9 protein-coding genes are annotated in these 11,776 nt (G+C 40.6%); 7 read left to right on the top strand and 2 right to left on the bottom strand.

Translation table 11 applies throughout. From position 1 onward, the window contains the following. The first annotated feature begins 10 nt into the window (after nucleotides 1-10). From AB5443_RS06015 to AB5443_RS06030, 4 genes are all read left to right on the top strand, one after another. On the top strand, nucleotides 11-712 hold the full coding sequence (locus AB5443_RS06015) for an ABC transporter ATP-binding protein (RefSeq protein ID WP_285819499.1): 702 nt from the start codon (nucleotides 11-13) through the stop codon (nucleotides 710-712). A gap of 34 nt (nucleotides 713-746) precedes the next feature. After that, nucleotides 747-3,068 (top strand): ABC transporter permease, encoded by a 2,322-nt coding sequence (locus AB5443_RS06020; RefSeq protein ID WP_277135585.1) that lies wholly within the window; start codon nucleotides 747-749, stop codon nucleotides 3,066-3,068. Between the two features lie 27 nt (nucleotides 3,069-3,095). Then, nucleotides 3,096-5,507 (top strand): ABC transporter permease, encoded by a 2,412-nt coding sequence (locus AB5443_RS06025; protein ID WP_277135584.1) that lies wholly within the window; start codon nucleotides 3,096-3,098, stop codon nucleotides 5,505-5,507. Nucleotides 5,508-5,632: 125 nt separating this feature from the next. Next, nucleotides 5,633-6,001, top strand: coding sequence for a hypothetical protein (locus tag AB5443_RS06030; protein ID WP_073346468.1), 369 nt, complete (start codon nucleotides 5,633-5,635; stop codon nucleotides 5,999-6,001). Between the two features lie 77 nt (nucleotides 6,002-6,078). Here AB5443_RS06030 and AB5443_RS06035 read toward each other — a convergent pair whose 3' ends face one another. Continuing rightward, entirely contained in the window at nucleotides 6,079-7,263 is a 1,185-nt protein-coding gene (locus AB5443_RS06035) for an aminotransferase class I/II-fold pyridoxal phosphate-dependent enzyme (protein WP_022137481.1), read from the bottom strand. 219 nt (nucleotides 7,264-7,482) lie between these two features. Here AB5443_RS06035 and AB5443_RS06040 point away from each other — a divergent pair, with 219 nt between their 5' ends. The 3 genes from AB5443_RS06040 to AB5443_RS06050 all read left to right on the top strand — a co-directional run bounded on the left by AB5443_RS06040 (nucleotide 7,483) and on the right by AB5443_RS06050 (nucleotide 10,767). After that, nucleotides 7,483-8,508 carry a diacylglycerol kinase family protein gene (locus AB5443_RS06040; protein WP_073345410.1) on the top strand — a complete coding sequence of 342 codons (1,026 nt, stop codon included), beginning with the start codon at nucleotides 7,483-7,485 and terminating at the stop codon, nucleotides 8,506-8,508. Between the two features lie 109 nt (nucleotides 8,509-8,617). Further along, nucleotides 8,618-10,381 carry an aspartate--tRNA ligase gene (aspS, locus tag AB5443_RS06045; RefSeq protein WP_022137479.1) on the top strand — a complete coding sequence of 588 codons (1,764 nt, stop codon included), beginning with the start codon at nucleotides 8,618-8,620 and terminating at the stop codon, nucleotides 10,379-10,381. Further along, nucleotides 10,378-10,767 (top strand): GtrA family protein, encoded by a 390-nt coding sequence (locus AB5443_RS06050; protein WP_073345405.1) that lies wholly within the window; start codon nucleotides 10,378-10,380, stop codon nucleotides 10,765-10,767. The genes aspS and AB5443_RS06050 overlap by 4 nt, the downstream gene beginning before the upstream one ends. 95 nt (nucleotides 10,768-10,862) lie before the next feature. Here the strand turns inward: AB5443_RS06050 and AB5443_RS06055 are convergent, their stop codons facing one another. Beyond that, nucleotides 10,863-11,747 (bottom strand): carbon-nitrogen hydrolase, encoded by an 885-nt coding sequence (locus AB5443_RS06055; RefSeq protein ID WP_073345403.1) that lies wholly within the window; start codon nucleotides 11,745-11,747, stop codon nucleotides 10,863-10,865. Between the last annotated feature and the right edge of the window lie 29 nt (nucleotides 11,748-11,776).

The raw sequence follows: 11,776 nt of genomic DNA on the forward strand, positions 1-11,776 counted from the left end.
GAATGATATAATTTACGAACAATATAAATTTACGATCATGATTAAGACAGTAAACTTACAGAAGATTTTCAAGACAGAAGAAGTGGAAACTTGGGCGCTGAATAATGTCAGCATCGAGGTGAAGCAAGGTGAGTTTGTAGCCATTATGGGGCCTTCCGGTTGTGGAAAATCCACATTGCTTAATATTTTAGGGCTTTTGGATAACCCGACGGGAGGGGAGTATTATCTGAATGGTACGGAAGTTTCGAAATATACGGAATCGCAGCGTACAAATCTCCGTAAAGGAGTCATTGGTTTTGTATTTCAGAGTTTCAATCTGATAGATGAACTGAACGTGTATGAAAACATTGAACTGCCTTTACTTTATATGGGAATCTCGGCATCCGAACGGAAAAAAAGGGTTGAGACAGCTATGGAGAGAATGGCTATTACTCATCGTAGTAAGCATTTTCCTCAACAACTTTCCGGAGGTCAGCAACAACGTGTTGCTATTGCCCGTGCAGTAGTCGCCAATCCTAAACTGATTCTTGCCGATGAACCGACTGGTAATTTGGACTCCAAAAATGGTAAGGAAGTCATGGGGTTGTTGAGTGAACTGAATAGAGAGGGGACAACAATTGTCATGGTAACCCATTCGCAACATGACGCCGGCTATGCCAATCGCATCATCAACTTGTTTGACGGTCAGGTGGTAACGGAAGTAAGCATGTAAGTACGTTGCATCAAGCAACTATAAATGAGGTATCATGATAAAACACTATCTTAAAGTAGCCTTTCGCAATCTGATGAAGTATAAGACACAAAGCCTTGTCAGTATCATCGGATTGGCAGTCGGATTTACTTGTTTTGCGCTGTCTGCTTTGTGGATTCGTTATGAAATGACTTATGACGATTTTCATGAGGGGGCCGATCGTATTTATTTGGCAGGCAGTAGCTTTCGTCTTTATGGAGACGGATTTAACTATAATTCATCTAGCTTTTTAGCTGATTATTTGGCAAAGAACTGTCCTGAGGTGGAGAAAGTATGTTGTATCTATTACGATTGGGATGAAAAAAAGATTAAGAATGAGGATACCGAGTTTTCGGTACGGCGGATAGAAGTAGATTCAAGTTTCATTTCAATGTTCAATATTAAGGTATTGGACGGAGATAATCATTTACAGCTAAAAAAGGATGAAATTGCTATAACTGAAAATGCGGCAGAACGAATATTTGGAAAAGAATCTCCGATAGGTAAACACTTGATTTTCGAAGAAAATAATGAAGAAAAAACAATTGTCGCAATTGTAAAGTCATGGGAAGGGCATTCTTTGTTTTCTTTTGATATATTGTTACCATTTTATGATGCAAGCCCTAATTGGGGACGCCAACGATGTCAAACGCTTTTTCGCACTTATCCCAACTGTGATATGAAAGCATTACAACAAAGATTATCAGAACATGAAGTGCAACAAGAAGGCCATAAATATCCAATCTCTACGCCTATTGCCCTATTATCGACACTGCGGAGTACTCATCCAAGAGAAGATGTAAATGTGAAGTTGGATCATATTCGTCTTTTTGCTTGTATTAGTGGTTTGGTCATCATTTGTGGAATATGCAATTATTTAACAATGCTGGTGACTCGTATCCGGATGCGTAGACGTGAGTTGGCGTTGAGAAAGGTTAATGGTTCATCAAATAGAGGTTTACTTACCCTACTTCTCATAGAACTAGTCTTATTACTGCTTCTATCTTCAGGAGTAGGTTTGGTGTTGATAGAGTTAATTTTGCCCACTTTCAAACGTTTGTCACAAATTGATGAAAGCACTTCATTCTTTTATATTGAAGTATTTGTTTATATCTTATCATTGGTTGCCGTGACAGTTGGTTTTGCATCTCTGCTTATACAATATATCAGTAGACGAACTCTACTTAATAATATAAGCAAGAAGTCAAATACACATCTCTCAGGATGGTTTTATAAAATCAGTATTTTTTTTCAGCTATTTATCAGCTTGGGCTTTGTGTTTTGTACTTTGGTAATGATGATGCAACTTCATTTTCTATTGAATACTAGGGAGCTTGGAATAGAGCGGCATAATGTGGGGGCAGTAGTTTATTGCTCTGAAAATATCCCTTTCAAAGAAGTAGTGAATCAGATACCTGAAATAGCAGAATGTTTGAATGGTTTTCATACACCTATTCCCAAGATGTACTATTCAACATATAGATTAAAAGAATGGGACGGAAAAAATACTGATAGTGAACAATATATTGAACTGGAAGATGAAACGATTAATCAGGAGTATGCCGATTTCTTTGGAGTTGAGGTATTGGACGGAAATATGTTGGATGAAAAGGATGGAAAAGATATGGTTGTTATAAATGAGGCTGCTGTGAAAGCTTTAGGATGGACACAACCGATAGGAAAGAAAATAGGTAAATTAGGAAAGCAATATATAGTGAAAGGTGTCATTAAAAATATTTCATATAACGCTCCAATACATCCGGTAGCTCCTGCCATGTTTCATTTACCGGATAGTAGAGACAGAGGAGGTATTATTTTCAAAGTGAAGGAAGGAACTTGGGACATTGTTTCTGAAAAGATAAAAGCAGAAGTGAATAAAGTTAATCCGAATGCAGAATTGATGTTGTCTAATATGGAAGAAGTTTATGACGCTTATATGAAATCAGAGAGAACATTGTGTAAGCTGTTAAGTGTAGTTTCCGCTATTTGTATAATAATTGCAGTATTCGGTATATTTTCGTTAGTAACTTTATCCTGTCAGCAACGTCGTAAAGAAATAGCCATCCGTAAAGTAAATGGTGCCAGCGCAAGGCTGATTCTGAACTTATTCTTTAAAGAATACTTGCTATTACTTGTTATGGCATCATGCATTGCTTTTCCATTAGGATATGTCATTATGAAACGTTGGCTTGAAAACTATGTAAAACAGACTCCGGTAAACTTGTGGATATATATAGGAATATTTGCAGGAATGCTTCTTGTTATTTTCTCAAGCATTGTATGGAGAGTATGGAAAGCTGCCATTCAAAATCCGGCAGAAGTGATTAAGAGTGAGTAATAGAATCGTATAACATATAAGATGGATATGAAAAATCAACTATCATCAATAAAAGCATTATTTCGTTTCAGGATTTATACGATAATCAATATTATTGGATTGGCGGTGAGTGTAGCGGCAACGTTAATCATAGTGCGCTATATTCATCAGGAATTAACAGTTGACCATTTCTGTAAGAACTTGGATCAATTATATATATTGACGGCTCAAAGAAGTAATGGTAGCATTTCCATTATTGACAATACAGACAGGAATAATGATCCCAATTTTATTGATCCGATGAAGAATCCCGAAGTAGAGGGGTATTCGTATGGTATTTCTTATAAAGATGATTATATCATATACGACGAACATCGCTATCGAGTCAATGTCCTAGTGACAGACAGTTTGTTTCTGCAATTAATGGACTATCCGGTCATATCGGGCATTAAGACTATTCAACGTCCGGATGATGCAATCATTACCCGACAGTATGCCAAACATCTTTGGGGAGATGAGGAGCCACTCGGAAGGCAGTTTGTCTCTTCGGCAGGTTATACGCTTACCATACGGGGAGTTGTAGATGAACCAGATACCAAGTCTTCATTGCAATTTGACTTGATAACTCCTGTGAATCAGGGAAAGTACATGGATTGGAGCCGGATGGGATTCTGTATAGCACGCTTGGCTAAAGGGACGGAACTAAAGAGTTTTAATGAGAAAATATCAAAACCGCAGTCATTGATTTGTTTTGGTCATTCACCTATACAATTCAGGCTCTTGCCTTTGAAAGAGTTATACTTTGATAAAGTGGTAAGTTCGGAATCCAGTTTTTTCTTGAGGGGAAATAAAGAGCATATCACAGTCTTATCTATCGTGGCATGTATGTTATTGTTGGTAGGAATCTTCAATTTTATCAATATCTATACGGTTATTATCTTGAAACGGGCGCGTGAGTTTGGAGTTAAAAAAGTGTATGGTGCTAGTGGTATTCAGATATTCTCACAGATATACATGGAAAATGTGTGTATGGTTGCTGTTTCGATGTTGCTTATTTGGACGCTAATTGAAGTTACGGCAGGCGTGTTTGCGTCTGTATATTCCATTCCAGTGAAACCGGATCTGAAATTCGACATCTCATTATCTTTCATTCTATTGTTCGGATTGCCGTTTATTACTTCTGTATATCCTTTTTTGAGATATAACTATTCTTCTCCGATTACCTCTTTACGCTCGGTTAGTGTCGGAGGATATTCGATTGTATCCCGTGCTGTTTTTCTATTTGTTCAATATATCATCACTTTCTGTTTGATAGTGGTTTCATTGTTTTTTGTACGTCAGTTATATACTATGCTTCATGCAGATCTTGGTTATCAGGTGAAGAATATTATATCCTGCCAGTTTTTATCGCATGATACACAAAATAGGAGGTACTTTAGCGATGAAGAGTGGCAGAAGGAATGTGATTCAAAACGTTATAAAGAACAAGTTATCAGACAGAAAATGGATGCCTGTCCTTTGTTCGTTTCATGGAATTATGGTAAAATGCCGATTCATTTGGAACCCCAAGTAGATGTGGAAGCGGACAATGGAGAAAAGCATAAAATGGCTCTTATGTTTGCCGATAAGAAATACATGGATATGTTCGGGTTGAAGCTTAAGGAAGGAAGAGAGTGGAATGATAAGGATCAGTTTGCTCAGTATAAAATGATTATTAATGAAACTGCCAAAAAACTTTTCCGAATAAAAAATATAGATGAGGTTTTGTTACAAACGAACTCGCGTTTATGGTGGAGCATGGGAGTGGATGAGGGGAAGAACCCTCCCTTTCAGGTGGTAGGAGTGATAGAGGATTTTCGTACCGGACATTTGTCCAAGGGAGATGCACCGCTGGCAATTTTATATAATGAGAGTGATAATCCGACAGACCCTCTGTTGGCAACGATTGCGGAGGGAAAGCGTAAAGAAGCTGTTGATTTCCTGAAAGATTTGCACGATGAAGTGTTGGGACAAGGAGAGTTTGATTACCAGTTTGTAGAAGATGAGGTTAAAGAGTTATATAATGATGATAAGAGGACGACTCGCATTTATGTCACTTTTGCCGGATTGGCTATTTGTGTATCTTGTCTTGGCTTGTTGGGGCTGTCCCTGTATGACATTCGTCAGCGATACCGGGAGATCGCATTACGTAAGGTAAACGGCGCTACTGGCAAACAGATAGCTTTATTGTTAGTACGCAAGTATCTTTATATTTTAGGAGCGGCATTTGCGGTTGCTATTCCTTTAGCCTACTATATCATTCAGGATTATACGAAGGATTTTGCAGTGAAAGCTCCGATAGGAATAGAGCTTTTTATAGCAGGCTTTATTCTTACCTTAGTAATTTCTTTAGGGACATTGTTATGGCAGGTTTGTAAGGCTGTCCGAATTAACCCTGCACTGATAATGAAGAATGAATGAGCCTTGCATAAGGTGGAGTGGCTATTGGAATAAATGGAATGATTTCACAGATTTTACATCAAAAGACATTTGAAAAAACAGTATCTTTGCATAATTCCAAGTTTATTTCAAATAAGAGAATGTATATGAATAGAATAAAGGTGTTTTTATTGTTTGCAGTTTGGATTGGTCTTAATGCGTGTCAATCGAAAGGAAAACAGGCTATCGAGAAGGAAGTGGGAGAGGATACTTTAATAATAGCTCCAACAGAAGAAGAGAAAACAATAACCGGAGTTGTAGGAGATGCTTCAACGAATCACTTCGCGTTAATTACCTCAAAAGGAGATACGCTTTTTATCAGTACAATGGATCAGGAACCGAACGATGTCACAGGTTTTGAGTTGGGGGATACGGTGAGAGTGAATTATATAGAAGAAGAGGAAGAACCCGGTTCGAGTACTATACCGACCGCCCAAAAGGTAGTTGTGATAGGAAAGAAAATCCGGAATAAATAATTAATCTAATAAATAAAAAAGCTACTTTCCCAATTCAATATAGGAAAGTAGCTTTTTTATAGGGTTATCAATACTGATTATAAAATATCCAAAGTCTTGAATGCCTTCACCAACTTTTCTACAGCACGGTCAATCTGTTCTTTTGTATGAGTAGCCATCAATGCCACACGTACCAACGTATCTTGTGGAGCACATGCCGGCGGAATAACCGGATTGATGAATACACCTTCGTCGAAAGCCAGTTTCGTAACCATGAAAGTCTTTTCCGTATCACGCACATAAAGAGGAATGATAGGTGACTCTGTTGCACCAATCTCAAAACCTGCTTCGCGGAAACGTTTCAATGCATAGTTGGTAGCTTCCCACAGAGCTTCAAGTCTTTCCGGTTCGTTCTGGATAATATGGAGAGCTTCCAAAGCAGATGCAGTAGCAGCCGGAGTATTGGATGCGCTGAATATATAAGTACGTGCATTGTGACGCAGCCAGTTGATGATTGAAGAATCAGCAGCAATAAAACCGCCGATAGAAGCCAGTGATTTGCTGAAAGTACCCATAATCAAGTCAACTTCGTGAGTCAGACCGAAATGGTCGCAAACTCCACGTCCTTGCTTTCCGAATACGCCCAAACCATGAGCTTCATCTACCATGATAGTAGCATTGTATTTATGTTTCAAGCGTACGATTTCAGGCAGATTTGCCAAGTCACCTTCCATAGAGAACACACCGTCTACTATGATTAGTTTTACTGAACTCGGATTGCACTTTTGAAGTTGCTTCTCCAAATCAGCCATATCGTTGTGCTTGTATTTCAATTGCTGGGAGAAAGAAAGACGACGGCCGTCTACGATAGATGCATGGTCACGGTCATCACAGATGATATAATCATTGCGGTCTGTCAAAGCAGGAATAACACCGGAATTCACAGTAAAACCGGTAGAAAAACAGAGAGCTTCATCTTTACCGACGAAAGCTGCCAGTTCTTTTTCCAGTTGGACATGCAGGTCAAGCGTACCATTCAAGAAACGCGACCCTGCGCATCCGGAACCATATTTATGCATGGCTTGAATGCCAGCTTCAATAACTCTTTCATCTCCTGTAAGGCCAGTGTATGCATTGGAACCGAACATCAACACTTCGTGTCCGCCCATCTCTACCTCTGTACCCTGTTTTCCTTCTATCTCACGGAAATATGGGTAAACGCCCTGTGCCATAAACTTTTGTGGCAGGTCGTACTTTGCTAACTTCTCTTGTAATAATCCCATGAATTATAATTTATAATACTCATACTCAGACCGTTCGCTGACGGTCTAATATCCTTTTATCTTAACAAGTGTTTAAAACAGGGGGCAAAGATAACAAATTTTGCTTTCATATGTTCTTTTTAAGAGAAAAAAGTTGCTCGCTTGAGATTAGAAACCTCTAATAGATTAAAATTTAAGATATTTATATTACTTTTGTCGTCTACAATCGACAAGAATAGCATGAACGAAAGTATGAGAAAAATAAAATTCGTCGTCAATCCTATTTCAGGAACACAAAGTAAGGAATTGATTCTTAGCTTGCTGGATGAGAAAATAGACAAGACGAAAAACTCTTGGGAAGTAGTATATACGGAGAGAGCCGGTCATGCAGTAGAGATAGCTGCCAAAGCTGCGGAAGAAAAAACGGACGTGGTGGTAGCTATCGGTGGAGACGGGACAATCAACGAAATAGCTCGTTCGCTGGTACATACTGATACCGCTTTGGGGATTATCCCTTGCGGGTCGGGCAATGGGCTGGCGCGGCATCTGCATATACCTATGGAACCGAAAAAAGCATTGGAAGTGCTTAATGAGGGTTGCACGGATATAATAGATTATGGTAAGATTAACGGAACAGACTTCTTCTGCACCTGCGGAGTGGGATTTGACGCTTTTGTTAGTCTGAAGTTTGCGCATGCCGGCAAGCGCGGCTTGCTGACCTATTTGGAAAAGACGCTTCAGGAAAGTCTTAAATATCAGCCGGAAACCTACGAACTGGAGACTGAAAACGGAGTGTCCAAGTATAAGGCTTTTCTTATTGCCTGCGGAAATGCGTCACAATATGGGAATAATGCCTATATCGCCCCGCAAGCCACATTAACGGACGGTTTGCTGGACGTCACCATATTAGAACCGTTCACCGTCCTGGACGTACCTTCCCTTGCTTTCCAGTTATTTAATAAGACGATTGACCAGAATAGCCGTATCAAGACTTTCCGGTGCAAGCAGTTGTGTATTCGACGGACTACTCCGGGAGTGGTTCATTTTGATGGCGACCCCATGGAGACAGACGCTGATGTAAATATTGAATTAATTCAGCAGGGATTGCGTGTAGTCGTTCCGCGTGCAGCTGAAAAAGATGCCGCCAACGTGCTTCAAAGAGCACAGGAATATATGAACGGCATCAAATTGATGAATGAAGCCATCGTTGACAATATTACAGACAAAAACAAGAAAATATTGAAAAAGCTGACAAAGAAAGTCTGATAAAATTACGGATAACTAATCACGAATTACAAATTATTGCGTATTTTTGCGGAGTTTTGGTTCAGCCAAAATGAAAACGCGAGTGATAATCGTTTAAATAAGAAAATATATGTTCAGAACACACACATGTGGAGAACTGAGAATCTCTGATGCAAATAAGCAAGTAACGCTGTCCGGTTGGGTACAGCGCAGTCGTAAAATGGGAGGGATGACCTTCATCGACCTTCGCGACCGTTACGGAATTACTCAATTAGTCTTTAACGAAGAAATCAATGCAGAACTTTGTGAACGTGCCAATAAATTGGGACGTGAGTTTGTCATTCAAATCACAGGAACAGTGAGCGAACGTTTCAGTAAGAACGCTAACATTCCTACCGGAGACATTGAAATCATTGTTTCCGAACTGAATGTACTGAACACTGCCATGACTCCGCCGTTCACCATTGAAGACAATACAGATGGTGGTGACGATATTCGTATGAAATACCGCTACTTGGACTTGCGTCGCAACGCTGTTCGTTCTAATCTGGAACTACGTCACAAAATGACAATCGAAGTGCGCAAATATCTCGATAGCCTTGGTTTTATCGAAGTCGAAACACCTGTTTTGATCGGCTCTACTCCGGAAGGTGCACGTGATTTTGTCGTTCCGTCACGTATGAATCCGGGACAGTTCTATGCACTCCCGCAATCCCCGCAGACTTTAAAGCAATTGTTGATGGTTTCCGGCTTCGACCGCTACTTCCAGATTGCTAAATGTTTCCGTGACGAGGACTTGCGTGCTGACCGCCAGCCTGAATTTACACAGATTGACTGTGAGATGAGTTTCGTAGAACAGGAAGATATTATCACTACCTTCGAAGGGATGGCTAAACATCTGTTCAAGACTCTTCGCGGTGTAGAACTGACCGAACCGTTCCAGCGGATGGCTTGGGCTGACGCTATGAAATATTATGGTAGCGACAAACCGGACTTGCGTTTCGATATGAAGTTTGTGGAATTGATGGATATTATGAAAGGACACGGATTCTCTGTATTTGATAATGCTGCTTATATCGGTGGTATCTGCGCAGAAGGTGCTGCAACTTATACCCGTAAGCAACTAGATGCATTGACCGAGTTCGTGAAGAAACCTCAGATTGGCGCCAAAGGCATGGTCTATGCCCGTGTAGAAGCAGACGGTACAGTAAAATCAAGTGTAGATAAATTCTATACACAGGAAGTTCTTCAGCAAATGAAGGAAGCATTTGGTGCTAAACCGGGTGACTTGATTCTTATTTTGTCTGGTGATGATGTGATGAAAACACGTAAGCAGCTTTGTGAACTCCGTTTGGAAATGGGTTCTCAACTAGGTTTGCGTGACAAGAATAAGTTCGTTTGCCTTTGGGTTATCGACTTCCCGATGTTTGAATGGAGCGAAGAAGAAGGTCGTCTGATGGCTATGCACCATCCGTTTACCCATCCGAAAGATGAAGATATTCCATTGTTGGATACCAATCCCGCAGCGGTACGTGCCGACGCTTATGATATGGTAGTCAACGGTGTCGAAGTAGGTGGCGGTTCTATCCGTATCCACGATGCACAGTTGCAGGCGAAGATGTTCGAGATTTTAGGATTTACTCCTGAAAAGGCAGAGGCACAGTTCGGCTTCCTGATGAATGCATTTAAGTATGGTGCGCCGCCTCACGGTGGGTTGGCATACGGGCTTGACCGTTGGGTATCTTTGTTCGCCGGTTTGGATTCTATCCGTGACTGTATCGCATTCCCGAAGAACAACTCCGGTCGTGACGTGATGCTGGATGCGCCATCTACAATTGATCAGACTCAGCTTGATGAATTGAATTTGATTGTTGATATCAAAGAAGGCGAGTGAAAGAATCTGTACGCATATTCCGTTTTATAGTAATCGGTACGATGAATGCCATCATCATGGCATTGGTTGTATGGTTGATGATGAGAGAAATATCATTCGACGGTGACTATATGGTGGCTAATATAACAGCGTACCTGATAGCTCAGATTCATAACTTTATCTGGTGCAAATATTGGATATTCCCTGTAGAAAATAGAAAGAACAGTCTCTGGAAACAGATACTGCTCTTTTGTTCTGCTTTCGGATTGGCATATACAGCACAATTCTTATTTCTTATTTTATTAGTGGAAGGATTGGATGTCAATGAATATTTGGCGCAATTCCTGGGTCTATTTATCTATGGAGGTGCCAATTTCCTGGCTAATAAGAAACTGACATTTCAATAAGAAAGAATATATAAAGTATATAGAAAGGGTACAGAGTTTAAATTTATAGTTTACTCTGTGCCCTTTCTGTTGTTTATATCCGCGTGCTTTCTTGTCTAATCTAAAAAGCGTTTAGTCAGTCCTTCGTATTCGTCAATGCGACGGTCGCGCAGGAACGGCCACCAACGGCGTACGTTTTCCGAGCGTTCCATATCAATCTCCACTACTATATTTTCCGGTCGGTGGTTTCCGGCCTGTGCCAGGAATTCTCCTTGTGGCCCTGCTACGAAACTATTTCCCCAGAATAAAATACCGTTGGTTTGTCCTGACGGGTCAGGTTCGTGTCCTACACGGTTGACTGAGATAACTGGAAGTCCGTTCGCAACAGCATGGGCACGTTGTGAAATAATCCAGGCATTGAGCTGACGTGCTTTCTCATCGTCCGTGTCGCTGCTTTCCCAACCAATGGCAGTGGGGTAGATTAATAGTTCCGCACCTTTTAATGCCATTAAGCGGGCAGCTTCCGGATACCATTGATCCCAGCATACCAATACGCCCAGTTTTCCTAAAGAGGTCTGAATAGGCTCGAAGCCTATATCTCCGGGAGTAAAATAGAACTTCTCATAATAAGCGGGATCATCAGGAATATGCATCTTCCGGTATTTACCGGCAATACTCCCGTCACGGTCGAAGACAACAGCAGTATTATGATAAAGCCCCGGTGCGCGTTTCTCAAAAAGAGAAGTCACGAGAACTACTTTATTGGCTGCCGCCAGTTCAGAATAGAATCCGGTGGAAGGGCCGGGGATAGGTTCGGCAAGATCGAAGAGGTTTGTATTTTCTGTCTGGCAGAAATAAAGCGAGTTGTGCAACTCTTGAAGCACAATCAGTTGTGCGCCATGTGCGGCACATGCTTCAATGCTTTTGGCCAGGTTCATCAGGTTTACCCGAATATCAGAAGTGTTGGATTGCTGGATAAGTCCGACTTTTATCTTTCTCATGATGAATTTTTATTTTAATCTACTTGTAT

This window comes from Bacteroides sp. RTP21281st1_H5_RTP21281_210402 (assembly GCF_040918965.1).
Lineage (GTDB): Bacteria > Bacteroidota > Bacteroidia > Bacteroidales > Bacteroidaceae > Bacteroides > Bacteroides congonensis.